Genomic DNA, 24,629 nt, shown 5'->3' on the forward strand with positions numbered 1-24,629 from the left:
AAATTGCTAACGGAACGTCCAGCTCCCATTGTTGCCAGATGTCTCGATTCGTGGGGAGACTTGGATGATGCAATCCACCATCTCACTCCAAAGGGTAGTGGGATCTGGAACAATGTCGCCTTCGTGCGCAAGACGTCTTTCGCGCCCGATTGGCATATTGTCTTTAATTCTGCCTCTCTTTTCGGGTTACCCGTCGAGATCGAGGCGAGCCCGAACAGGATAATTTATGCTATCGGCGAACCGCCGACGAAAGCTCATTGCGTGTTCCACGAAGGGCAGGGGCTAAATAGCATCGTTCTCACGTCTGACGCGGAGTTGGCAGCTCGGCACGATGCAGGGCGCCGGTTCGTCCTGTCTCCACCGATCACTCGGGCTTGGTCTGTAAGAAAGACTTATGACCAACTTCTGGCCACCGAAGTCGTTGACAAGCCGCGCCGGCTCTCGTGGATCACCAGCAATATCGCCCTCCTCCAAGGACATCGATATCGATTGGCATTTCTGGAACGACTACGAGGGGCGGTCGATTTTGACCTGTTCGGTCGAGGTTTTCGGCTGATCGGAGACAAATGGGATGCACTCGCGCCTTATCGCTACAGTATAGCATTCGAAAATACTCGTGCGGACTACTATTTCACCGAGAAGCTAATGGATTGCTTCGTTGCTGAAACAATGCCGATCTATTACGGTAGTCAGGACATTACACGGTTTTTCCCTTCCGAATCAATGGTGATAATTAATCCAGAGGACCCAACGGTGTTGGACAAGATCCGAGAAGTTATTGACTCGGACCTCTGGAAGGAACGCCGCGACGCAATACGTGAGGCTAAGCGATTGGTTCTTGAGAAATATAATACATTTGCTTATCTCGCCAACTTCATCGAGAGCGTTCGGGATGTTCCTTTGCCCCCCGAACTTATACAGATTCGTCCCTCTGCGGTCGATTTTGGGAGGGACGAATGAAGGACTCGGATGTTCGCTCGCATCCGGCGCCCCACGATTGGCTAAATTTGGTCTAATTATGGCTGCTCAAAGGCACACGAATCACCAGAAATCCTGATCATCGATTTGTGCGATCATGTTCTTTGTTGTGGAGGAGATGATCGATGGGGGACGCGATGATTGCAGTTGCCTTAGAGGCTGTCTCAAAAAGAAGTGGGCGATTTCAATAGCTCTGGGTTCCGTCGGATTTGCAAAGATTGAATGGAACTCACAAGCGCCTGAACTGAAATCGCCCGGCGGCAATATGGGCGCGTGTTATGCAAGTGATCTGCGGATGGTGAGTGGCCTGGTGCAGTTCCCCGTCCCTGAGCGGTCCGAACGGATTGGAGTTGAGATTTGGAAACGACATGCCGGCGTGAGCAGTTGGGTCAATGCGCCGGCCGGGGCGTCGTCGGGACGCTCGGCGGCAGGATCGGATAGGTCACCTGCGGCTGGACCCCGGTGAGCGTCCGTAAGAAGGCGATGATCTTGGCGACGTCCTCAGCCCCCAGCTCGGTGCCAAGCTGGGTCGTACCCATCACCGCCACGGCCTGCTTGAGGTCCCATACATTGCCGCTGTGAAAGTAGGGGGGAGTGAGTGTGACGTTCCTCAACGTCGGAACCTTGAAGACGTAGGCATCGTCCAACTTCCCTGTTACCTGGAGACGGCCCTTGTCGTTAGGCGGCAGGAACTCCGAGCCGGGCTTCTCGACCACGCCAAATGGAGCGTACATGCCACCGCCCACGTTTATGCCGTTGTGGCAGGAGGAGCATCCCTTGTCGACAAAAAGCCTGAGGCCTTCCTTCGCTTCATCGGTGAGTGCGTTCTCATCACCCTCGAGGTATCGATCGAACGGCGCATCGGGTGTGGTCAGTGTCCCCTCGAACACGGCGATGGCCTTCTCGATGTTGTTGTAAGTGACTGGATTTACTTCATCCGGGAAGGCTTTGACGAACGCCTCGACATAGCCGGGAATGCCTTTGATCTCCTCGACAGCGTGCGCAGGGGGCGTCCCCATCTCGATCGGGTTGGCAATTGGTCCGCCGGCCTGCTCCTTCAAGTCAGCCGCCCTGCCGTCCCAAAACTGAGCAGTACCAAAGACGGAGTTGAGTACAGTCGGCGCGTTGCGGCCGCCGCGCTGCCCGTTATAGCCGATGGAGGTGGGTCTTCCGTCGGCGCCGCCGCGTCCGATCTGATGGCAGCTGTTGCAACTGATGTTGTGCGTTTTCGAAAGTCGCGGTTCGAAATACAGCATCTTGCCCAGCTCGATCTCCTCGGGTGTCGCCGGCTTGCCGTCCAGGGCCGGCGGGACCTTGGGAATGGGGCTGAATAACAATCTCGCCTCGTCCAGCAGATTGTCTTGCGCCACCGTCGTAGAAGCGAGGAAACAGGATCCGATTGCAGTAGCTCGAAAGGTCCACCCTATCGACGAGCAGAGATGAGCGGCAAGACCTGTTTTCACAGACGACGTAGAAGACATCGACATTGCATTCCCCTTCTTTTGATCGCAACTGGCTCTGCCACCGCCCAGCAATAAACATGCCAAGCGAGCAACATTTCCCTCATTCAGATTTTTCTGCGGGCCAGCATCAATCGCTCAACCGATGATGGTCTCGTTCTGTCCTTTTCTGGCAAGGTTATACCCGGGACCGCGAAGATGTTTCTCGTTACACCGGGCGTCATCAAGGAACGGTTTGTCGGCCCACTTCTGCCGACCACGGCGTGCAACGCGTCAATGTCACAATGGCGTTGTCCGATGTAGGACGATGTTGCACATGCGACACACCGGCTCGATGTACTGCTTTGTTTCAAAATGTTTTTTTCTGGCACGCGTCGTGCTTTAGGGTCATCTGAAAGTCACGGCGCGACCACTTGCGCGGAGAAAGTCGAATGACAGCACACTGCCTCCTGCCGGGGCGCCTACAGCATGAGATTTCAGATACGGAACCTCCCTTGCCGCGGCTGTCGTCGGCGGGGGCGGCAACTCTTCAAGGAGCGGGGCTTGGCCAGTTCCTGGGACGGGCACGCCGCGTGCTGGCGGAAGGCGCTCAACGCTGCCCGCACCCGTCATTTGAGAAGCGACACCCGTAATGCGGTACCCGATAACCAAAGGAAGAGGTCAACAACCATGTACAAAGTCGTTGCTTTAACGCTCGCGTTGTTTGTTCAGGGGGTAGTGGTAGCTGCCCAGGCGGTGGCGAACGGTTCTGCCGTTGTGAATGCGCCGCTGACACCGGCCGATTTTGAGCGGGCGCTGACGATGAACGATCGCTATGGCCGACTCGCTGTCAATATCCCCGAAATGCCCTTCTGGCAAATTAAGGGCGACGCCTTCGTCTACCGCCGGACTACCCGCGACGGGCACGAATTCATACTGGTGAATGCAGAAACGGGCGAGAAACGAGTGGCCTTCGATCATGTCCGCCTCGCGGCGGCGCTGAACGAGGTGACCCAACACGACTTTCAGCCCGAAGACCTTCCGTTCCACCGTTTCGAACTGACCGACGATGGTGGCAACCTCAAATTCCGCAGCAGGAATGGGCTGTGGAGCTGCGACCTTGCGATCTACTCCTGCACAGGCACCAGGTTGCATCCGAGCGACTCGGACTATCAGGAGGAGGTCTACGACGACACGCCGCCAACGAAGAATGACCCCCACAAGTGGAGCGCGTCGCCGGACGGCGAATGGATCGCCTATATCAAGAACTACAATGTCTTCCTGCGCAGCAAGGACGGCTTGGATGTCCCGCTGAGCTGGGACGGATCGGAAGGCAACTACTATGCGTTATCGACGCTGAGCTGGTCTCCCGACTCGCGCCACCTCGCGGCTTATCGCATTCGCCCCGGCTATAAGCGGGAGGTGCACTATCTTGAATCGTCGCCAACGGACCAGCTTCAACCCAAATATCTGACTAAGGTCTATCGCAAAGCGGGTGACGTCCTTCCGCTTCGCCAACCGGTGCTATTCGACATTGCCGGCCGGCACGAGATCGCTATCGACAACTCCCTCTTCCCGAATCCCTTCGACGTTTCGCCCATCCAGTGGTGGAAGGACGCGCGCGGCTTTACCTTCGAATATAACCAGCGCGGGCATCAGCTTTATCGTCTAGTCGAGGTGGACGCCTCCACCGGCCGCGCCCGCTCGCTGATTGACGAGCCCAGCGATACCTTCGTCGATTACCGGCCGCTGGCAGTGAATCAGAAGAATACCGGGAAAACCTTCCGCTACGATGTCGATGACGGAAAGGAGATCATCTGGGCATCCGAGCGCGACGGGTACGAGCATCTTTACCTCTTCAACGGACGAACGGGCGCGCTTGAAAACCAGATCACCCACGGTAATTGGGTAGTGCGCGCGGTCGACTACATCGACCCGGTCAAGCGCCAGATCTGGTTTGAGGCGAGCGGGATGAACCCTGACGAGGATCCCTATTTCATCCACGCCTACCGCATCGGCTTCGACGGCAAGGGATTGACTGAGTTGACGCCCGAGCGCGCCAACCACCACATCGAGTTCTCTCCCGACGGCCGCTATTATGTCGACCTCTCGTCACGCGTCGATCTGTCGCCAAGAATGGTGCTCTACCGCGCCAGCGACAATGCCGAACTGATGGATGTCGAGACCGCCGACATTTCCGAGCTCGTCGCCGCCGGCTGGCGCCCGCCGGTCAGCTTCCATGCCAAGGGGCGGGACGGCAAGACCGATATCTGGGGCGTCATTCATCTGCCAGCCCACTTCGACCCGAAGAAGAGCTACCCAGTGGTGGAGGACATCTGTGCCGGGCCGCAGGGCTCCTTCGTGCCTAAATCTTTCTCGACGCGCATAGAGCCGCTCACGCAATTAGGTTTCATCGTCGTGCAGATCGATGGCATGGGCACTAACAACCGCTCGCGCGCCTTCCATGATGTCGCCTGGAAAAACCTAAAGGACGCGGGCTTTCCCGATCGCATCCTGTGGCACAAGGCGGCCGCCGCGAAGTTTCCGTGGTACGACATCTCCAATGTCGGCATTTTCGGCACGTCGGCCGGGGGCCAGAGCGCGGTCGGCGCGCTGCTCTTCCACCCCGATTTCTACAAGGTCGCGGTCGCCAACAGCGGTTGCTACGACAACCGGATGGACAAGATCTGGTGGAACGAACAGTGGATGGGATGGCCGGTCGGCATTGAATATTCGCAATCCTCGGATACCGACAATGCTTATCGGCTGCTTGGCAAGCTGATGCTCGTCGTCGGCGAAATGGACCACAATGTCGATCCGTCCTCCACCTTCCAGCTTGCCGACCGGCTCATAAAGGCGGGAAAAGATTTCGAAATGGTCTATGTGCCTGGTGCCGATCACGGTACGCCAGGCACTTTCCGCGACCGCAAACTCCTGGACTTCTTCGTTCGCAACATTCTCGGCCAAACCCCACCCAATTGGAACGCCATACCCACCGGTTCCCAAACGACAAGTCGGCACCATGCCGGCGCCAGCAGCTTCTAACCACCGCCAATTCCCTCCGCCGTGTGCAGCGGCTTCAGCGCCGCGGCACACCCTCGACGCGCTCGCGAGCTTCGAAATGTAAGATCTATGCCCTGGGGCATACGCTCGCACCTCTTGATTCGCTGGGCAAACTTCTCAAAGGATCATTGCTGAGAGGTTCGGCCCAGCAAAGCCACGGGGCGTCACATGGAAGGGTCTGGGTGACCTTCTCGCATTCGCGGCAAGAGAACTTCTGCTGCCTCGACGTGGAGGCACAGGGATCGTGTCCATGCTGGTGAGAGAATTTCTTCAACGAGTGGCGCCGGAACTATCTTCGCATGGCAGTATCTCAGATACCGGCGGATTGGATCGATCTGAAACTGAAAAACGGTAGCGCGCGGCATCAACCGCGCGCTACCTCCTCGGCTTTGCGCGTAGAAAATTGAAATCGCAACCGTCTTCAGCTTGAAGCACTTCATCGAAGTACAGTTTGGCGTATCCACGGTGAACAACGATATGGGAAGGAGCCGTCCATTCAGATCGGCGGCGTACGAGTTCGCTGTCGTCGATCATTAGTCTAGTGCTAGCAGGCCTTCCTCCACATCAAGACGGATCAAGTCACTATCGCGAACAAGCGCTAACGGCCCGCCCACGGTAGCTTCCCGGAGGAACATGAGGAACAATTGCTCCAAATGCTGTGCCGCTCAGGCCAGCGTCCGAAATTAGCACCATGTCCTTGACGCCGGCGGCAGCAAGCTTTCTGGGAATGGGCATATAACCCGTCTCAGGCATGCCGGATGCGCCCTTTGGACCAGCATTTTGCCACGTTTGATCGCTTCTAAAATGTCCGGCACAGAGCGGTTACACGCGTTGTAGCTGGAAAATGTATTGGGATGTCTATGACGGGCCGATCACGCGATCCATCCGAATAGCCCAGCGCTTTGATGAAAGCTTTTCGCAGGAACAGGGGGAAGCCGGCATCGCCGTAATGCGCTAGTCCCTGCTTTATGTCTTGGCTCGTCAGCCATCATGTGAACCTTTCAGATCTTTGGTTTTCTTGTAGTTCAGCCCTACGATTTGGCATCGTTGTCACATCGACTTCGTTCCTCGCATTCCCAAGCGGTATTCTCGCCAAACAGTAAACAGACCAGCTCCGACCACAATCACTGCGCCGGCTGCCATGTTCCACGTCACACTCTCACCGAAAAAGACCGTCGCAACAACGACGCTCAAGAAGAGTTGGAGGTATGTGAGGGGCTGAACTTCAACTGCACTGAGCAGCCCGTAAGCCTTGATGAGAAAGTAGTGACTGAGAGCACCGCAAACGCTCAGTGCGGTCATTGCGGGCCAGTCCGTCATATGTATGGGTGTCCAATAGAACGGCCCGACAAATGTTATGGCCACGGCTCCTGCGACCCCTGCATATAAGACGCTTGTCACAGCGGAGTCATACTGGCTGACCGCACGCGTAGCGATCGCATACAGGGCGTACAAAAGACTTGCGGCTAGGGGAGGCAGCAGGCGGATATCGAAATAGACATTCACGGGGTTTAGAAGCACCAGAACGCCAGCCAAGCCGACAACGACAGCGACGCGACGGCGCCAACAGACCTTTTCGCCGAGTAATGGCACCGACAGAATGGTGACCATCAGAGGTGTCGCTTGAAGTATCGCCTGGCTCATCGCTAGACCGGCGGTCGTGTAGGCGAAGACGACGGCCGCGATTTGGCTCACCAGAAGAACACCTCGCAGTAACTGCAGAACGAGTCGCTTCGTAAATAAGGCACCGCGCAGGCCTATTGGAGAGAATGCAGCAAGAACCATTACGAACACCGCAAACGCCCAAAAGCGAATCATGGTCACCATGATCGGTGGATACTTCTCACCAAGTAATCTGGAGAATCCGTCCTGACCGGCAAAAACTATCACGGCCAAGAGCACATGGAGATAGCCCGACGTTTTGTCCTGCATGGTTGAACTCACTCCGGTCTTAACGCCGTCGAGGGCGGAATCTGGTACTGCCAGAAGGGAAATGGCCACCTTGACCTCATGACCGCTGTGTCTGCTGGATCTAAGCGACCCAAAAGCACCGACAAAGGGTGGGCCGCATCGGTTTCCGCCGCCTACAAGGGAAGAGTTCAAACTTCATGCCAATTTCGCTGACGGCACCAAGGACTTGGTGTTTGTGCCGTTTTACAGCTGCTTAGCCATAAATATGAAAGCATCGCATGAAGCAAGTCTGTGTCCTCAAAAGCGGCAAAGGCGACATCTTCGTCGAATGCCATTGAGGGCGCCGACCGAGAACGCACCCGCTTACGGTTTGCTCGGCGATACCTCTAGGTTCAGGAGAACGAGCCGAACACCGTGGTGTCGGATTCCGCCAAGCCAGAACTCGGTTCCCCCTGTGATTCCAAGAACACCTCACACGGATTCTCAACCAATGTCTAAACTCCAACGGATGTCGTACATACGACACAGCCATGTTTGAACTTCCTGTTGTTTTAGAATGCTTTTTATGTTGGCACGCTACGTGCATAGTCGTTCGCAAGCTCAACTCGGAACCAGGAAAACGACACTATGATAACGCTCACCGAAAGTGCCATTGCCGCAGTGAAGTTTGCGCTTTCCCAGACTCCCGAGCCGGCCAATGGCTTGCGCATCACGGTTCAAGCGGGCGGCTGCGCCGGGCTCAGGTACCACCTGGGTTTGGACAGCGCGTCGCGCGAGGGCGACGCTGTCATTGACACGGGTGGGGTTAAGATATTCGTAGACTCAGAGTCTCAATCTCATGTCGGCGGCATGACCGTGGATTTCGCCACGGGGCTAAATTCCCCCGGATTCATCTTCGACAATCCCAACGCGCGAGAGAATTGCGCCTGCGGTAAGTCCTTCGACTGATCGCCAGAGACAGGGAGAGCGAGAATGCGAGGTCTTTACAAGAAGAATCAGGAAACGCTACTTCAGTGCTGGTGTCGCAGCCGGCCATTGGCGTCTTGTCAGTAGGCGGAGGGCGGCGTCCGTGAGGCCCGTCTATCTCGACAACAACGCAACGACACGCGTCGATTCCGAAGTTCTCCAGGCGATGCTGCCGTACTTTACGGAGCAGTTCGGCAACCCTTCGTCGATGCATGCCTTTGGCGCCGCTGCCGGCACAGCGATGAAGACAGCGCGGCAGCAACTGCAGGCGCTGATCGGCGCCAAGTTCGAACATGAGATCATTTTCACCTCGGGCGGGACCGAAAGCAACAATGCGGCGATCCTGTCTGCACTGCAGGTAATGCCTGAGCGAGCAGAGATCGTCACGTCAGCGGTGGAACATCCGGCGGTGCTGACGCTCTGCGGCCACCTTCAGAAGACAAGTGGTATCAAGGTGCACAGGATCCCGGTGGATCAACATGGCCGACTTGACCTTGACGCCTACCGAACCGCCCTGACCCCTCGTGTGGCAATCGTCTCAATTATGTGGGCGAACAACGAGACCGGAACGATTTTCCCTGTGGCCAAGCTTGCTGAGATGGCTAAGAAAGCCGACGCAATTTTCCACACCGACGCAGTGCAGGCTGTCGGCAAGCTTCCGATGGACCTGAAATCGACCGCAATCGATATGTTGTCGCTCTCCGGCCACAAGTTACACGGTCCAAAAGGCGTCGGCGCACTCTACATAAGGCGCGGCCTGCCCTTTCACGCACTCATCAAGGGGGGCCACCAAGAGCGCGACCGACGCGCGGGTACAGAGAACATGCCGGGGATAGTAGGCTTGGGCAAGGCGGCCGAACTTGCCTTGAAGTGCATGGATGAGGAAAACACACGGGTGAAATCGCTCCGCGACCGTTTGGAGAAAGGACTCCTTGAGCGTATCCCCAAGACCTTCGTCAATGGGGATACGCTGGCGCGGTTGCCAAATACCACAAGCGTGACCTTCGACCGCACTGTCGGCGAAGCCATACAGTTGCTGCTCAATCGTCACGGCATCGCTTGCTCCTCTGGCTCCGCCTGCAACTCTGGCTTCTTCACACCGAGCCATGTACTAGAGGCGATGAACATCCCGCACACTGCGGCACTCGGGGCAGTTCGTTTCTCCTTTTCACGCTTTAATTGCGAGGAAGATGTTGATCATGTGCTCCAGGTGATACCCGCAATCGTGACGAAACTGGATGGCTCGTTTCCAGTTCCTGTGGGTTAAGGCGAAATGCTGAGGATAGATAATCCGCGGCGGCGCCCGCCGCTTCTTTTTCAATGAACAGAACACGCTTGGCGAAGGCCGTTCGAAGCATTCACTAAGGTTGCCGAAGAGCTTCACTGCCTTCGTACCGCGTCTTGGCGCCGCTCGCTGCCCCGACGGCCCCCGGCACTTGCGAGCGATGGGCCACAAAGCGGCGCTCTCGGTCGTCGTCCACCGTTGCGAGTTCGCTGAGGGGGTGCGTTGACGCAGGCCCTTGTGGAACTCGCCACATTAAACCGCCGCACGGGGGCGGCTGCGGGCATCGATCTCCTTCACTCGGCTGCGTCCAGCGTCTCAAAGTGAAATGGGCCGCGTACGCCGGCAGAAAAACGCTCAGCCGCATTGAGAGCTACCTCTAGCCTTTCGCGAGGCGGAGAATCCGCCGATGCGAACAGCGCGCCCAGCGCTATCCGGTCGCCGCATCCACAGGCGTCGAAGCAATCGACCGGCTCCGCAACCTGATAGTCCCCGCAGATTTTGAAGAGCCGTCCGGCATAGCCGACGAGGAAGGTGCCACCGCGTTCGGCTTCGTACTGTCGCTGGGCGTAGCCGCCATCCTTCAGACATTGGCGCAGCGCGTCGACGAACTCCGTCACCATGAAAGCGTAGACGTCTGTTTCCGGATGCCTTTTTGGCGGATTGAAGGAGTGCGCCAACAGTTGGCCCATTCTAAACGAACTCGTAAAGCCGAAGATGAAGTTCTGGTTGCGGAAGACCTTGCGATCGGCCCTAACGGTAAGCGAAAATCCGGCCACACCAGCGCTATCGCCCCCGATGTGAACTGACCCGTTGTTGATGAGACCGACAATGCACGTCATCGATTGGCTGCTCCTCATGTCGACTTCATTCAGTCTTATAGATGTTGACTGTCGCGCAAGTAGCCCCAAGGAGGCCCTGACGCTTGCCTTCACGGCATCACCTGCAAACGCCATGCCAAATATGCGGATGTGCTAGATGGCGCTTCGCACTCTTCCGGTTGCCCGGCACCTGCATAACGTCTGATGAATCGTCTTGGCATACTGGTCAGCGAGACACGATCCTGCGGCAACCTCAAACGTCATGCGGCTAATCGTCTTCTTCCAAGAGCATTTGAGAAGATCGGACAAATTGATTGTTTGGATGAGAGCAATCCATACCATCATTATCCAGACACACGACAAGGCCCGAGCTCAATCTCCTGTTGCGCTCGACGCGCTGACCACCCCAAACGAATCTCTCGGTTGCGGCACGCGACATCAGTCACAGTCAGCTGGCAGCAAGTGCGGCCATCACCCGACCCGCCCCTGCTTTGAGTGGCAGACTCTCGGCGATGGAAGGTCGGGCTGAGGCTGCGTAAGCGTCCTAGGGCAAGAGGCATCTTCATCGCATGCGTGAAATGCCGGTTGGCGTCGTGGCTGTGTGAGGATGAGCACTGCTTCAATCTCGCTTACCGCTGTTGTAGTGTTGAGATGAGGTGGCCTGGACTTGTGAAATACGATCCATGTATCGGCTCGGTACGACAGGCAGTATCCGCCGATCGCCGCCAAAAGCATGAATTGACCGGTGGTACGATGCCTTGCACTAGACGCGGCGAAGGCCACACAGGTCGCAGGTGAAATCTGCGAGTTTGCAAAGTCGGACGTCTCTGAACGCCGGCAATCAGCCGGAGGCGTTTGCGAAGAGCAACAAACACAATCCGTCGAGCGGAAACCGGAGCTGATCCGCAGCGGTGATCTTCAGTTTGAAGGCCCGTGTTTTCGCCACGTTTCGGTGCCGCCCTGATCTTCCATATCCTCGAGTCATTGCAAAGACTTTCCGACAACTGTCGAGTTCGCGACCTGAAATGTTCACGCCCTTAACCGCACACGCTTTCAAATAACCCTTTCAGAAACACACTTGCGGCTCGTCTCTTAGGATTGGCACGTTTTTTGCTGCCTCCTGTGGCGAGACGTAGGAGCGACAGCAAATGTATGAAACCTCGACCATAATGTACGCGTGCACGATAGCGATAGGGCTTGGTGTCAGTGGCCTTGTGGCTGTGTCCGCAATCGGCCCAGGTGGCGGCGACAATGCACCATCTGTGTGGCCGGTACCAGCGGCTGATATTCCCAATTTCGATACTTTCGTCGTGCGCAGTCCGCCAAAATCGCTCGGCTTGGATCCGTTCTATGCTAAATATGCTGACGCAGCAGGTATACCTGTTATCGGGTCCGAAAAGGTCCCAGACACGGCACTTCTGATTGCCCGTGACATCGTCCTTTACATGTTGTCTGAACGGGTGGATGTCCGCGATGCGATGATCCGTGCTGGGGCGCGGGTGGGGATCATGGCGACCGATGAATCGACCACTGACATTCCCGAGCAGCGGGATTGGAAGAAGCCGGCCCCCGATGACCCGCGCCTCACCCCTGACGAACGGCGCAATTACGCCGAGACGATCGGCAAGATGACGGACCGAGAGTACTGGGCAAAAAGGGCGCGAGGCATGGGCGGGCTCTACACGACGGGGGCCGTCGAGAATTTGATGGGCGTACCAGGAACGCCGTATTACGGAGGCAACATCCTTGTTCACGAATTCTCACATAATGTTTTCAACACGCTTCGCACGGTGGATCCTGAGATCGTTGCACGGGTCGAGCAAGCCTACACCCATGCCTACCAAAAGGGCTTGTGGGTGTGTTCGTACATGGAACACAACGTCGACGAGTATTGGGCCGAAGGCACGCGGTTTTGGTTCAATACGAATTTGGCCTACCGCCGTGACGACACCACCGTTGCGACATCAGACGACTTCAAGGCTCACGATCCAGAACTCTACGATATCATGGCTGAAGTCTATCGCCATGATCACCACATTCTGGCGGACGCCTTTTACCAGCACCCGGCACAGTTACAGGTAAGGCCGATCGACCCCGAACACAACTGCTGAAGGCAAAAGCGAAGAGGCGACGCGAACCTAATGCCGTGCCCGCCCCGCCCCGATCACTTCATGAAGTCAGCCGAGAAATGTCAAGAACGAGCACATCAGTGCTAAATTCGGGTCCCAGAAATACTGCAACAAATAAATCAAGGGCAGTACGCTTCCTAAGATCTTGAAAGACGCCGCGGCGCGCAACAAAGGTCTGAGCATGATGCGCAGCGCAACGGTGCGCGTATCTTCGTGGACCCAGAAGCGTTTCCTGCATGGGGCCCCTCACGGGCATCCCGTCGTGGCAGAGTATTGCGATAAGCACCGAGACCCCGCGTGTATTCCGGAGACGGGCGCCGGGTGGTGTCGTTCGATTAGAGAGAGAGAGAGAGAGAGAGAGAGAGAGAGAGAGCGCGTTCGCAGTCACACGCCGCGTGTCGTTCTCGATCTGCCGACTCGCGGAGCGGAAACCAACCTAGTGTACAGTTATTAGGAGAGTGCAAATGACTTGTGATGACGAGGCCGTCCCCACGGATGTCACTGACATTGTCGTGCGGCTAAAGGGCTTGTCCGCTGCCGAGGAATTCTTCGAGGCACTTGGCGTCTCCTATGAGCCGAGGGTGCTCAACGTCTCCCGGCTCCACATTATGAAGCGCATGGGACAGTACCTGGCCGAGGAGGGCTTTTCCGATCGCCGCGCTAAAGGGGGGCCCGCCAATGCGCGCGCTGCGCTCGAACGCGCCTATGGGGACTTTGCAACATCTTCGCCACTTTCACATCGGGTGTTCCGGGTGCTTGAGGAAGGCGACCCGGCTAAACCTACCGCGCCAGGTCGCACCTTTGTACCATTGGACTCCATCTTGCCATTCGGCAGCAACAACGCCGGCGGGTTTGCGACACTTCAATGTCTCCAACCCGACAAAACTGTCACGGCGTCCGAATGCTCCGAAACAAATAATGCTGTCCTTCCAAAGGCCTATTGAAACTCATGTGTTTGGCACGATTGGTGCGTGGTTATCGAGACAAAAACGTCATGCCCAACATATGCTATCGGAGCTAAAGAGACCTCATGCACATCGTAGTCTGTATGAAGCAGGTACCGGACTCAGCGCAAATACGCGTCCATCCGGTGACGAACACGATCATGCGCCAAGGCGTGCCGACGATTATCAACCCTTACGACCTCTTTGCTCTCGAAGAGGCCCTCAAAGTGCGCGACTACTATGGCGGCGAGGTCACTGTACTCACCATGGGTCCGCCCATGGCTGAGGAAGCACTGCGAAAGGCGCTCACTTATGGCGCAGACCGCGCGATACTCCTGACTGACCGTCACTTTGCCGGCTCCGACACGTTGGCGACTTCATTCGCTCTTTCTCAGGCTATCTCGAAGATTGGCAACAGCTTTGGCACGCCCGATATTGTCTTCACAGGGAAGCAGACAATTGACGGCGATACCGCCCAGGTCGGCCCCGGTATAGCCAAGCGCCTGAACCTCGTGCAGTTGACCTATATCGCAAAAATCACCTCCATTGATCTCGGCGCGCGTACGATCACGGTCGAGCGTCGCTCAGAAGGCGGCACGCACGTCCTCAATAGCGCATTGCCTTGCCTCATCACCATGCTGGAAAGCACCACTGCCATTCGCCGTGGCTCACTCGATGACGCTTTGCGTGCCGCGCGCAGCCAGATCGTCAAGTGGAATGCGGCGGAAGCGGGCATTGAAGACATCACCAAATGTGGTCTGCGCGGCTCACCGACAGTCGTTAAGCGCGTTTTCGCCCCTACCCCGCGAGCGCAAAAAGCGTCGCAAATCGACACCACCGAAAAGGCGGAGCGCGACGTAGCTGACGAACTGGTCGTTTCCATTTTCGCCCACCAGCCGGCGCTGAGACACGAGCTCTCCTCTACTGGTAGCGCGTGAGCACACAGGAGCAGATTATGGGAACTCGTAAATGTAAAGCACCGCCACCCACCCTCGGCCGTGCCGGCACGAAGAAGGAACTACCTGAGCATTTCAGGGACTACCGGCACGTCTGGGTTTTCATGGAGCTGGAACGCGGTCAGGTCCATCCCGTCTCGTTCGAACTTCTCGGCGAAGGCCGCAGACTAGCTGACCAACTGGGCGTTCAGCTCGCAGGTGTTGTTCTCGGGCCGCCGGGAGATTCTACCATGCATGCCGTAGCTGAGGCCTTCGCCTATGATGCGGACCTGGTCTACCTTGTCGAGAAGTCGCTGCTCACCGATTATAGAAACGAGCCTTTCACCAAAGCACTAACAGATCTGGTCCTTACCTATAAACCCGAGATTCTGCTTCTCGGGGCGACGACGCTGGGCCGTGACCTCGCTGGTTCCGTCGCGACGACACTGCTGACGGGGCTCACAGCCGACTGCACCGGACTTGATGTTGATGCGGATGGTTCCCTCGCAGCTACCCGGCCCACGTTCGGTGGCTCCTTGCTTTGCACGATCTATACGCTCAATTGCCGTCCCCAAATGGCAACTGTGCGGCCAAGGGTCATGCGCATGCCAGAGCGATCAACTAAGCCGATCGGGCGGGTAATCCAGCACGACTTGGCGATGTGCGAGCAAGAGATCGTCACCAAGGTTGTTGGTTTCCTTTCCGATGGCCAGTCGGAGAACGCTAATCTCGCCTATGCGGACGTGGTGGTTGCCGGCGGTCTTGGACTCGGGGCTGCGGAGAACCTGGAGCTCTTGAAGAATCTCGCGCGGACGATCGGCGGTGATTATGGCTGTTCTCGGCCGCTAGTGCAAAAGGGTTGGATGCCGGTTGATCGGCAAATTGGACAAACTGGCAAAACGATCCGTCCGAAGCTCTATATAGCAGCTGGCATATCAGGCGCGGTCCAGCATCGCGTTGGCGTCGAGGGAGCTGATCTCATTGTTGCCATCAATACCGATCCGAACGCGCCGATCTTCGATTTCGCCAATATCGGTGTTGTGGCCGATGCGGTCAGTTTTCTACCGGCATTAACGGACGTTTTCATCAGACGGTTGGCGCCGCGCAATCGTATGAGGCTCGTGAACTGAGGTGATATCTATGACCGAGGAAAAATTCGACGCCATAGTCGTCGGTGCCGGCATGGCAGGAAACGCGGCTGCCTACACGATGGCAAGTCGCGGTCTAAACGTGTTGCAGTTGGAGCGCGGAGAATACCCAGGCTCCAAGAACGTCCAAGGCGCCATACTCTACGCCAACATGCTGGAGACAATCATTCCGGATTTCCGGGATGACGCACCTCTCGAGCGGCATCTCGTCGAGCAGCGATTCTGGGTAATGGACGACACGTCACACACCGGAATGCACTACCGGTCGGATGACTTCAATGAGCCGACGCCAAACCGCTACACAATCATTCGCGCCCAGTTCGACAAGTGGTTTTCGCGCAAAGTCCGCGAGGCGGGCGCGACAGTTTTGTGTGAGACGACAGCGACGGAACTGGTCCTCAATGCCAATGGTAGGGTGGTAGGCGTCCGCACCGATCGTGCTGGCGACATCATCCATGCGGAAGTGGTCGTTCTCGCCGAAGGCGTCAACGGCCTCCTCGGGACGCGAGCCGGGTTTCGTAAGGTACCAAAACCCGAAACTGTGGCACTCGCCGTCAAGGAAATGCATTTCGTGCCGGAAGAGGTCATCGCCGAGCGCTTCGGGCTCACCGGCGATCAAGGCTGCGTTATCGAAGCGGCTGGGACAATCTCGCGTGGAATGGCCGGACTCGGTTTCCTTTACACCAACAAGGAATCAATCTCGCTCGGTATCGGCTGCCTTGTCTCTGATCTCGCCGAGACCCTGGAAAGACCGTATGCCCTTCTCGACGCCTTCAAGGAGCATCCATCAATCAGGCCGCTACTTGCAGGCTCGGAGATTAAGGAATACGCAGCGCACCTCATTCCGGAGGGTGGGTTCAAGGCAATTCCGCAACTCTTTGGGAGCGGCTGGGTTGTCGTTGGGGACGCGGCGCAGCTTAACAATGCCGTGCACCGCGAGGGCTCGAACCTCGCCATGACATCGGGGCGCATCGCCGGTGAGGCGATCTTTGCAATCAAGAGCCAAAGGCGCCCGATGACCAGGGAGAACCTATCCCTTTATAAGGCCATGCTGGACAAATCCTTCGTTTTGAAAGACCTTAGAAAGTACAAGGACATGCCCGCCCTCATCCATACGAATTCACGCAATTTTTTCATGACCTACCCGCAGCTCCTGTCGCAGGCGGCGCAAAACTTCGTGCGCGTCGACGGCACACCCAAGATCGTCAAGGAAAGAGCGACGTCGGCCGCCTTTATAAAGGCGCGTTCGCGATGGGGACTGCTCAGCGACGCAGTCCGCTTGGCACTGGCTTGGCGCTAGAGGGGAGAAATGAGATGACAACTTCAGTCGTTCGCATCGAGGACAAGCTTTACCAGAACCGCTATCTGGTAGACGCAGGGCGGCCGCACATTAAGGTGCGACAGCATCAGTCTCCGAGCTCAAACCTTCTCGCGCTGACCCTTGTCTGCCCAGCCAATTGCTATGGGGTGAATGAACATGGCCAAGTGGAGGTTACTGCCGACGGATGCATGGAGTGCGGTACATGTAGAGTACTGTGCGAAGAGAACGGTGACATCGATTGGAGCTATCCGCGAGGTGGATTCGGTGTGCTCTTCAAATTCGGATGAAGGGCACTCAGCTCTGATCGGCACGCTTTAGATCGGCAAAGGCGAAAAGTATCTCGCTTTTGTATAGCAAGACGGCTACATTCCAGCGCTCACAAGCGCAAACGAAGCACTTGATAATATTATAACAGCGGCATTTCGCGTTGGGTGCCAGGAGCGCCCAACGAGACTATGGGTGTTTCATCGCTCAAATGCTGCACAACTGGCTCGATGAGAGTATGACTGAACTATCCGTCAAAACCATGCACAAACGGGACTTGGGGTGCAGCGGTCTCTACCGGATATCGAAGGTCTTAATCGCTCCGGCCAGTCTTGAGATCAAGCTTGCCAATGTCATCAACACCCTCCCTGCAATTCTGCCAATGCGGCGCGGCGCAATCGTTGGCGTGAGCGCTGAAGGGCAGCTAGAGATAACTGCAACGTCCGGGATTGAGCATACGTCGTCAGGCGTTCGCTACATGCCGGCGAAGGCTGCGATTGAGAGAATCGTCACAAAAGGCGCGCCGCTGGTCGTGCCGGACACTTACAAGTCGGAATTGTTCCAGGCCGAGATCGAGACCTTTTCGAGCGGCACTGGCCAAGTCACCTTCATTGGTGTTCCGATGAAAGTTAATCAGGAAACACTTGGAACATTATGGATAGACCGCGCGAAGGATGGTAGCACCAGGACGCAATATGAGGAAGAGGTACGTTTTCTGTCCATGGTCGGCAATCTTGTAGCCGGGGCTATTCGGCTGGATCGCGACCATAGTCGCGATGGTCAGCAGGTGGTGGGCGAGGAAGCAGATCGCAAGAATAGTTCAGGCGACAAGGAATTGCCCGAACCGGTGCGACAAAGGCCTGCAAGAATCGATTGGATCGTGGGGGAAAGTCCTGCACTCAGGCAGGTGATTGAAAGCATCGAGGTCGTTGCAAGGACAAATTCTACGGTGCTGCTCAGGGGAGAAAGCGGCACTGGCAAGGAATTCTTTGCAAGGGCCATCCACGAGCTTTCACCTCGCAGAAAGAAGTCCTTCGTCAAGTTGAACTGCGCCGCACTGTCCGCCGGCGTCCTGGAATCGGAACTGTTTGGACATGAAAAAGGCGCCTTCACGGGGGCCATCTCCCAGCGCGCAGGTCGTTTCGAATTGGCGGATGGCGGAACGTTGCTGCTTGATGAGATTGGCGAGATCTCGCCGGCATTTCAAGCGAAACTGTTGCGCGTCTTGCAGGAAGGTGAGCTTGAACGAGTCGGGGGCACCAAAACACTCAAAGTGGACGTTCGACTCATCTGCGCCACTAACAAAGACCTCGAGACGGCAGTCGCGAGTGGGGAGTTCAGGGCCGACCTTTATTACCGCATCAATGTGGTGCCTATTATTTTGCCGCCACTCAGGGAGCGAAATGGAGATATCCCCCGCCTTGCGAGGGTTTTCCTCGATCGTTTCAACAGGGAAAACGATTGCGACCTCGCCTTCGCGCCGGCTGCGCTCGATCTCATGTCAAAATGCGACTTCCCCGGCAACGTCCGAGAGCTTGAAAATTGCGTCCGGAGGACCGCCACTCTCGCGCGTTCAAGGACGATCGTTCCAGCAGACTTCGCCTGCCAGAACGACCAGTGCTTTTCTTCAACGCTCTGGAAAAGCGCTGGCCGTCCGGTTGGTGGTCATGCCAGCAGTCGATTGGCTATGGATAAGAGTTTGTCGGTCGGACCGCCGGTCAGCCTCGGCTACCCCAACGATCCTGGCGCCTTAGTGGTGGCACCGCATCTAACGGACCGCGAGCTGCTAATCAGCGCGATGGAGAAGGCCGGCTGGGTTCAGGCCAAGGCAGCTCGGCTCCTGGGCCTCACACCGCGGCAAGTCGGCTATGCTTTGCGCCGGCATCATATACAGGTTAAAAAGATCTAAACTCGGCGAGCCCACTCATCGTCGGCATTGCCGCTCACAAACCCTCATTCTTCCACGACGGGTCGGTCGTCCAATCTGGCCGGTTCTTGTTGCAAATTCGACAAGACTGCGTTGGACGACCGGCGCTCCTGCCGCCTGCAGCATCTCGCCGCGAGAATCATGATCATGCGATCCGCGCAGCTCTATCGGGAACCTGATCGGCGAGACGTTGCTGATGATCGACAGCGCTCGGCCCAAGTGAAGCGTTCAATGTCCACCTGACCTACACGGCCTCGTCATCCGATGCCACACACCCACAATGGAACAAGCCGGCCTGAACCTGGCCGAGACTCGATCGCAGACGCCGTCACACGATGGCGGAACGAGGGGCCGGTTTCGATTCGTTGAGAAGGCGTGCGAGATTGCCCATCCCCGCGTGGGCCGCAAGTGTGCGACATTTTCAATCGTTGAACGGCAGAGCCGGAAATGGGGTACAGAAAGCTGCCAAGAAATGCAAAGCCCAAGACCGCAGCGGTGTGCCGCGGCTGTTCGGTCACGAGGGCGTCGAGCGCAAAGAGGACATTCAGATCAAGTCCCCGAAGTCGCATCCATCCATACTGCGAATAGGGTCAATCCAAAAGATTGATTTTATCGATGTTGTCGAATGTATTAGAGAAAGCAAAGAAGAAGGGAGGTCTTAGCTGCCCTCAGCACTGATGGGGCCTATGAGAGCCATCCGGTATGTAGACATCGCTCCGTTCGCCCCCGGCAGGCACGGTGCACGAGCTACATCGACGCTTTGAAAAGGTTGCGTTATCAAGCGCAGCCACGCACAGCAGCCTCCCTCGAGCGGAATGGCGTCGTGGACGGCTACCTCTCCGTCGACATTGGCCAAGGCCCGATAATTGTACCACCACTCTCGAGGGTCTGCCCAACAGGCCGCGCTCTCGTCTGGACGACTATATGCTGCAAGAAATTTCACTTTCCGATGTAAAGGCCCTGGTCGGCAAGGAGATCGGCGTCTCTGACTGGATCACCGTGACGCAGAAGACGATCGACAGCTTTGCCAAGGCTACGGGCGACTTCCAGTTCATCCATGTCGACCCGGTGCGCGCGGCGGCGGAGACGCCCTTTGGCGGGACGATCGCACATGGTTTCTTGTCGCTTTCGCTGCTTTCGGCGATGAACTACAATTGCCTGCCGAAAATTCGCGAGCTGACGGTCGGCATCAATTACGGCTTCGATAAGGTGCGCTTCATGGCGCCGGTCAAGAGCGGTGCACGGGTGCGCGGCCGCTTCACGGTGGCCGACGCCCGTTTCCGCGGCGCCGGCATGCTGATGATCACCTATGACACTACGGTGGAGATCGAAGGCCAAGCCAAGTTGGCGCTCAGCGCTACCTGGCAGACTATCATCCAATTCGACCCAAAGGACCGGCCGGCTGATGTTTGAGTGCGCATTCCGGTGAAGTCGGCGGGCTGATCACGAAGCTGCGCCTTTGACAGCGCTGCGCTTCACCTGTTCAAGCGGAGGGTTGTCGAAGACCTGGGGAGACGCCGTCGCGGGCCTCGCCGACGTGCGGGAACACGAGCATCGCCGTGATGTCATCGAAAACCCATATCCGTGTCGATCCAGATGCCCATGGCGGATCAGTTGAACCTCTTCAACTTCGCAGCCTTCTCGATCGGCAGATCGAAAGCAAGTGCGGCGCCGGCACAATGGGCCGGTAGCGCCGCATCCACTTCGGCCTTGAGAGTTCCGAACGGCGTGTCGAGCAGGTATTCCCGCGCGCTGCCGGAAAAAGAGGCTCCGCGCACGGTGCCCTGGAAAGGACCTGAACCCAGGGTCAACATGCGCGGACGCCAGGCAAGTCCCGCCGCATCGCGTGGGAGGGGCCCGGCAAGCTCTATCGGGCCGTTTCCAGCCTTCAGTCTGCCGTTCTCGATGGGGAAGATGTTCTCGAAGCCGACGAAATCGGCCACGAAGGCGGAGGCGGGGCTGTTATAAATGTCCTCCGGCGTGCCGATCTGCTCGATAGCACCATTCAGCATTACGACGATGCGGTCGGCCAGCGACAGCGCCTCGCCCTGGTCATGGGTGACGAAGACCATCGTCACGCCGGTGTCCCTCTGGACCCGCTGCAATTCGGCGCGCATTTCAAGTCTCAGCCGCGCGTCGAGATTCGAAAGCGGTTCGTCGAGGAGAAGCACCTTCGGCTCCATCACCATGGCTCGGGCGAGCGCAACGCGCTGCTGTTGGCCGCCGGAGAGCTCGGCCGGCTTGCGGTTTGCGAACTTCGTCAGTCCTACAGAGTTCAGTCCGCTCACCACGCGCATTTCGAGCTCCGCGCCAGAGATGCCCTTCAGCCGCAGGCCGAACGCGACGTTCTCGAAGACGGTCAGATGCGGGAAAAGCGCGTAGGATTGGAAGACCAGACCGACGGAGCGCTTGTTCGCGGAAACGCGGGTAATGTCGACGCCCTCGAGGCGGATGCGACCCGATTTCGGCTTCAACAGGCCGGCGATGGAGCGCATGGTCGTGGTCTTGCCGCAACCCGACGGCCCGAGGAACGCCACCAGCTCGCCCTTTTGGATCGAAAGATCGAGATCTTTCACCGCGACGGTGTCGCCATAGGCGAGCGTCAGTTTTTCGAGGCTGAGAAAGGCGGAGTCAGACATAGCGGGAGAATCCTAGGAAACGCTCGGCGAGGAAAACGATGCCGATGGACATGAAAGCGAGCAACGCCGACAGTGCCGCAACCGACGGATCATAGGTGATCTCCATGTAGGAGAGCATATCGATCGGCAGCGTGCGCACGCCCGGACCCGAGAGGAAGAGGGACACCGGCACCTGATTGAAGCTGGTGACGAAGCCGAGAATGAAGGCGGCAAGAATGCCGCTGCGGATATTCGGCATCACCACCCGAAAGAAGGCGCCGGCGCGTGACGAGCCAAGCAGCACTGCGGCCTCCTCGATGTCGGAGCGCAGGTTGTTGAGGCTCGCTGAGACGACGCGCACCGAGTACGGCAACACGAGCGCCGTGTGCGCAAGGAAGAGCGCCAGGGTGATGTTGAAATTGAACGGAACGACCAGATAGCGCAGCAGCGCCAGCCCAACGATGATACCCGGCACGATGATCGGCAGGGCGACGACAGTGCGAACTGCCTCGCCGAAGGGCAGATGGTAGCGCGACAGCGCGTAGGATGCCGGGATTCCGAGGGTGAGAGCTGCCGCTGTCCCTCCGACGGCAAGCAACATCGACATGGCGAAACTCTCGCGGAAACTCTCGACCTCGAAGACCTTTGCCACCCATTTCAGCGAGAAGCCTTGCGGCGGAAAGGCCAGCGTCTCGCCAGCTGACAGCGATGCCGCGACGATAATGATAAAGGGACCGATCAGGAAGGCCGCTACCAGAAACAGCACCGGGGCCGAAAATAGACGCGGATTCATCGCTTGCTCCTCGCGGTGGCGAGCCGCTTCAAGAGAAGATTGGCTGCGAAGCTCATGATGATCAGGATGAAGGCGATGACGCTGGCAGAGACGAAGTCGTTGGCAACGGTCACACGCTGATAGAGTAGCGTCTCCAGCATCAGGATCTTGGAGCCGCCGAGGATCGCCGGCGTGATATAGGCGGTCAGCGAACCGGTGAAGACGAGTGTCCCGCCAATCACCAGGCCTTCCCTGGTGAGCGGCAGGATTACCCTCCAGAATACCTGAAACCAATTGGCGCCGAGTACACGTGCGGCGGGAATGGCATCCTTCGGCATGTTTTCGAGCGCGCTAATCAGCGCCAGGATCATCAAAGGCAAGAAGAGCTGAAGGAGCCCGACGAACACCGCCGTCTCGGTGAACAGGAAACGCACCGGCTCGTCCGTCAGGCCTATGATCGTCAATGCCTGATTGACGATCCCGGTCCGCCCCAGGATCACGATCCACGCATAGGTGCGCGCAACCGGCGATATCATCAGCGGCAGCACGACAAGTCCAATCATGCGGCCCTTGCCTTTCGCCGGGAGATTGAGGATGGCAAAGGCGGCGGCATAGCCGATGACTGCGGCGACCGCGGTCACCATCGCGCCGAGCTTGAGCGTGCGCAGGAACACTGTCCGATTGAGCGGATCGGAGAGGAAGCCGGTATAGGCGGAGATCGTCCAACTGTCGGCATTGCGGAAGCCCTCCGAAAGCAGGATGACCACCGGCGCAAGGAAGACGACGGCGGCGAACACTGCCGCCGGCAAGGCAAGTGCCAGCGCCTCGGCCCGGCTGTGAAACATCTCGACACCTTTCCGCGGACGGCCCGCCGTTGTTGACAAGGCGCGACGCCGGCAAGGTCAGGCGTCGCGCGACAGAAGGGTCGGCTTACTGACCGACCTTGGCGTTCCACTCCGAAAGCCACGCTTCGCGATTGTCGAGCGCCACCGCAGACGGGATAAGCTTCAGGCTTCTGACGGTTTCTTCGCCGTAGGTGAGGTTCTCGGCGATCTCCGGCGAGACCTTGACTTCCTTGTTGGCCGGGCTGTCGACTAGCTTTTCGGCAAGCGCCGTCTGGATTTCGGTCGAGAGCCAGTAGTCCATGAATTGGAGCGCCAGGTCCTGGTTCTTCGAGCCCTTGGTCAGAACCATGACATTCATGCCGCCGGTCTGGCCTTCCTTCGGGGTCGCCCACTTGATGGGCAGATCCATCTTGGTAAAGCCTTCCCACGAAAACCGCCCGATCGGTGCCGCCCAGATTTCCTCCTGCTGCATCAACTGCACGAGCTGTGAAGATTTGACGTAAAAGGTGACGATATCGTCCTTCTTCTCGCCGACCGCGGTGATCGCGCCCTTGAGGTCCGGCGTATTCTGGCCGATCGCTTCACCGATCATGTAGAGTGTCGGAGGGCCCTGGTTGGTCGTCACGTTGGGGAGAGCCACGTGGCCGGCGAGCTTGTCACCCAGGAGATCGGCCCAGGACGTGACTTCCACCTTGTCGGAACGATAGACGATCGAGGTGGCGTAGAACGTATAGCCGACGCTCATGCCGTCGCCATTCGGGTCCTTGGCGACGTCATAGAGCTTGTTGAAGTTGCTGAGCTTCGAGGTGTCGATCTTGTCGATCAGGCCGGAGCGTCCTGCAGAAAGCGCGTCCGCCATGGAAACGACGGCCATATCCACGACCGGGTTGGCCTTGTTGGCCTCCATCTTGGCAAGCCGCTCGACGCTGTTGCCGGTTTCGACGACGAGCTTACAGCCGCATTTGGCTTCGAACGGATCGTAGACCAGTTCCTTGAACGCGTCCTGGGCAAAGCCGTAGACGGAAATGGTCAGGGTCTTCTCCTCGGCTGAAGCGGCATGGGTGCCGATCAAGAGGAGTGCGCTCGAGGCGAGCAGGATTTTCTTCATGGCTGCGGTTCTCCTTCATGACAAGAGGTCGATACTGTGGACTTGGAAGACGAGCTGCACGGGGCCTTTTCCGAGGCGCCTTGACGAGCACTCCACGGCCAAACGGTCCGGGTCCAAAAACACGCTTCACCATCAAGTGCCGGCGCGTGCGCTCGACT

At 57.6% G+C, this 24,629-nt stretch carries 18 protein-coding genes and 2 pseudogenes; 12 read left to right on the forward strand and 8 right to left on the reverse strand.

Translation table 11 applies throughout. The features are described from left to right. The first annotated feature begins 60 nt into the window (after positions 1-60). Positions 61-960: a glycosyltransferase family 10 domain-containing protein gene (locus tag QN224_RS28200; protein WP_283979330.1), complete on the forward strand. Its 900-nt coding sequence runs from the start codon at positions 61-63 to the stop codon at positions 958-960. A 407-nt stretch (positions 961-1,367) separates the two neighbouring features. Here QN224_RS28200 and QN224_RS28205 read toward each other — a convergent pair whose 3' ends face one another. After that, complete coding sequence (locus QN224_RS28205; protein ID WP_283979331.1) at positions 1,368-2,465, reverse strand: cytochrome-c peroxidase; 1,098 nt, start codon at positions 2,463-2,465, stop codon at positions 1,368-1,370. A gap of 642 nt (positions 2,466-3,107) precedes the next feature. Between QN224_RS28205 and QN224_RS28210 the strand changes: the two genes are divergently transcribed. After that, positions 3,108-5,462: a S9 family peptidase gene (locus QN224_RS28210; RefSeq protein ID WP_283979332.1), complete on the forward strand. Its 2,355-nt coding sequence runs from the start codon at positions 3,108-3,110 to the stop codon at positions 5,460-5,462. A gap of 600 nt (positions 5,463-6,062) precedes the next feature. On the opposite strand, the pseudogene QN224_RS34110 reads toward QN224_RS28210, so the two are convergent. Together QN224_RS34110 and QN224_RS28220 are read right to left on the reverse strand one after the other, a co-directional pair. After that, a pseudogene (locus QN224_RS34110) lies at positions 6,063-6,251 on the reverse strand (dihydroxy-acid dehydratase); the annotation flags it as partial. A gap of 279 nt (positions 6,252-6,530) precedes the next feature. Beyond that, positions 6,531-7,481 (reverse strand): DMT family transporter, encoded by a 951-nt coding sequence (locus QN224_RS28220; protein WP_336621131.1) that lies wholly within the window; start codon positions 7,479-7,481, stop codon positions 6,531-6,533. Between the two features lie 537 nt (positions 7,482-8,018). On the opposite strand from QN224_RS28220, the gene QN224_RS28225 reads away from it, so the two are divergent. Further along, complete coding sequence (locus tag QN224_RS28225) at positions 8,019-8,339, forward strand: iron-sulfur cluster assembly accessory protein (RefSeq protein ID WP_283979333.1); 321 nt, start codon at positions 8,019-8,021, stop codon at positions 8,337-8,339. A gap of 121 nt (positions 8,340-8,460) precedes the next feature. Continuing rightward, entirely contained in the window at positions 8,461-9,624 is a 1,164-nt protein-coding gene (gene nifS / locus QN224_RS28230) for a cysteine desulfurase NifS (RefSeq protein WP_283979334.1), read from the forward strand. Between the two features lie 311 nt (positions 9,625-9,935). Here the strand turns inward: nifS and QN224_RS28235 are convergent, their stop codons facing one another. Further along, positions 9,936-10,481 (reverse strand): hypothetical protein, encoded by a 546-nt coding sequence (locus QN224_RS28235; protein ID WP_283979335.1) that lies wholly within the window; start codon positions 10,479-10,481, stop codon positions 9,936-9,938. Between the two features lie 1,127 nt (positions 10,482-11,608). On the opposite strand from QN224_RS28235, the gene QN224_RS28240 reads away from it, so the two are divergent. From QN224_RS28240 to QN224_RS28275, 8 genes and pseudogenes are all read left to right on the forward strand, one after another. Next, positions 11,609-12,571 (forward strand): glycoside hydrolase, encoded by a 963-nt coding sequence (locus QN224_RS28240; protein ID WP_283979336.1) that lies wholly within the window; start codon positions 11,609-11,611, stop codon positions 12,569-12,571. 482 nt (positions 12,572-13,053) lie between these two features. Further along, positions 13,054-13,422, forward strand: a pseudogene (gene nifW, locus QN224_RS28245) (nitrogenase stabilizing/protective protein NifW); the annotation flags it as partial. Positions 13,423-13,619: 197 nt separating this feature from the next. After that, positions 13,620-14,471: an electron transfer flavoprotein subunit beta/FixA family protein gene (locus tag QN224_RS28250; RefSeq protein ID WP_283979337.1), complete on the forward strand. Its 852-nt coding sequence runs from the start codon at positions 13,620-13,622 to the stop codon at positions 14,469-14,471. Positions 14,472-14,488: 17 nt separating this feature from the next. After that, the gene (locus tag QN224_RS28255) at positions 14,489-15,598 is read left to right on the forward strand and encodes an electron transfer flavoprotein subunit alpha/FixB family protein (RefSeq protein ID WP_283979338.1); all 1,110 of its coding nucleotides are present in this window, start codon (positions 14,489-14,491) and stop codon (positions 15,596-15,598) included. A gap of 10 nt (positions 15,599-15,608) precedes the next feature. Beyond that, entirely contained in the window at positions 15,609-16,916 is a 1,308-nt protein-coding gene (locus QN224_RS28260; protein WP_283979339.1) for an FAD-binding protein, read from the forward strand. A 14-nt stretch (positions 16,917-16,930) separates the two neighbouring features. Continuing rightward, positions 16,931-17,224, forward strand: coding sequence for a ferredoxin family protein (locus QN224_RS28265; RefSeq protein WP_283979340.1), 294 nt, complete (start codon positions 16,931-16,933; stop codon positions 17,222-17,224). Positions 17,225-17,439: 215 nt separating this feature from the next. After that, entirely contained in the window at positions 17,440-19,110 is a 1,671-nt protein-coding gene (gene nifA / locus QN224_RS28270) for a nif-specific transcriptional activator NifA (protein WP_283979341.1), read from the forward strand. A 942-nt stretch (positions 19,111-20,052) separates the two neighbouring features. Next, positions 20,053-20,541: a MaoC family dehydratase gene (locus QN224_RS28275; protein WP_283979342.1), complete on the forward strand. Its 489-nt coding sequence runs from the start codon at positions 20,053-20,055 to the stop codon at positions 20,539-20,541. 197 nt (positions 20,542-20,738) lie between these two features. Here the strand turns inward: QN224_RS28275 and QN224_RS28280 are convergent, their stop codons facing one another. The 4 genes from QN224_RS28280 to QN224_RS28295 form a co-directional block, all read right to left on the reverse strand. Continuing rightward, positions 20,739-21,767: an ABC transporter ATP-binding protein gene (locus tag QN224_RS28280; protein WP_283979343.1), complete on the reverse strand. Its 1,029-nt coding sequence runs from the start codon at positions 21,765-21,767 to the stop codon at positions 20,739-20,741. Continuing rightward, positions 21,760-22,539, reverse strand: a complete 780-nt coding sequence (locus QN224_RS28285) for an ABC transporter permease (protein ID WP_283979344.1) — start codon at positions 22,537-22,539, stop codon at positions 21,760-21,762. The genes QN224_RS28280 and QN224_RS28285 overlap by 8 nt, the downstream gene beginning before the upstream one ends. Further along, positions 22,536-23,363: an ABC transporter permease gene (locus QN224_RS28290; protein WP_283979345.1), complete on the reverse strand. Its 828-nt coding sequence runs from the start codon at positions 23,361-23,363 to the stop codon at positions 22,536-22,538. Before QN224_RS28290 ends, QN224_RS28285 begins: the two co-directional genes overlap by 4 nt. Before the next feature lie 85 nt (positions 23,364-23,448). Continuing rightward, entirely contained in the window at positions 23,449-24,471 is a 1,023-nt protein-coding gene (locus QN224_RS28295) for an ABC transporter substrate-binding protein (protein WP_283979346.1), read from the reverse strand. Positions 24,472-24,629 lie beyond the last annotated feature (158 nt).

Origin of the sequence: Sinorhizobium sp. 7-81 (assembly GCF_030124405.1) — a bacterium.
Classification (GTDB): Bacteria; Pseudomonadota; Alphaproteobacteria; order Rhizobiales; family Rhizobiaceae; genus Sinorhizobium; species Sinorhizobium psoraleae.

Bases quoted from the DNA above. Each gene is read 5' to 3' on its own strand.
- QN224_RS28205 (WP_283979331.1), bottom strand. From the start codon at position 2,465: ATGTCGATGTCTTCTACGTCGTCTGTGAAAACAGGTCTTGCCGCTCAT.
- QN224_RS28210 (WP_283979332.1), top strand. From the start codon at position 3,108: ATGTACAAAGTCGTTGCTTTAACGCTCGCGTTGTTTGTTCAGGGGGTA.
- QN224_RS28225 (WP_283979333.1), top strand. From the start codon at position 8,019: ATGATAACGCTCACCGAAAGTGCCATTGCCGCAGTGAAGTTTGCGCTT.
- QN224_RS28235 (WP_283979335.1), bottom strand. From the start codon at position 10,481: ATGACGTGCATTGTCGGTCTCATCAACAACGGGTCAGTTCACATCGGG.
- QN224_RS28240 (WP_283979336.1), top strand. From the start codon at position 11,609: ATGTATGAAACCTCGACCATAATGTACGCGTGCACGATAGCGATAGGG.
- QN224_RS28250 (WP_283979337.1), top strand. From the start codon at position 13,620: ATGCACATCGTAGTCTGTATGAAGCAGGTACCGGACTCAGCGCAAATA.
- QN224_RS28255 (WP_283979338.1), top strand. From the start codon at position 14,489: ATGGGAACTCGTAAATGTAAAGCACCGCCACCCACCCTCGGCCGTGCC.
- QN224_RS28260 (WP_283979339.1), top strand. From the start codon at position 15,609: ATGACCGAGGAAAAATTCGACGCCATAGTCGTCGGTGCCGGCATGGCA.
- QN224_RS28265 (WP_283979340.1), top strand. From the start codon at position 16,931: ATGACAACTTCAGTCGTTCGCATCGAGGACAAGCTTTACCAGAACCGC.
- nifA (WP_283979341.1), top strand. From the start codon at position 17,440: ATGACTGAACTATCCGTCAAAACCATGCACAAACGGGACTTGGGGTGC.
- QN224_RS28275 (WP_283979342.1), top strand. From the start codon at position 20,053: ATGCTGCAAGAAATTTCACTTTCCGATGTAAAGGCCCTGGTCGGCAAG.
- QN224_RS28280 (WP_283979343.1), bottom strand. From the start codon at position 21,767: ATGTCTGACTCCGCCTTTCTCAGCCTCGAAAAACTGACGCTCGCCTAT.
- QN224_RS28285 (WP_283979344.1), bottom strand. From the start codon at position 22,539: ATGAATCCGCGTCTATTTTCGGCCCCGGTGCTGTTTCTGGTAGCGGCC.
- QN224_RS28290 (WP_283979345.1), bottom strand. From the start codon at position 23,363: ATGTTTCACAGCCGGGCCGAGGCGCTGGCACTTGCCTTGCCGGCGGCA.
- QN224_RS28295 (WP_283979346.1), bottom strand. From the start codon at position 24,471: ATGAAGAAAATCCTGCTCGCCTCGAGCGCACTCCTCTTGATCGGCACC.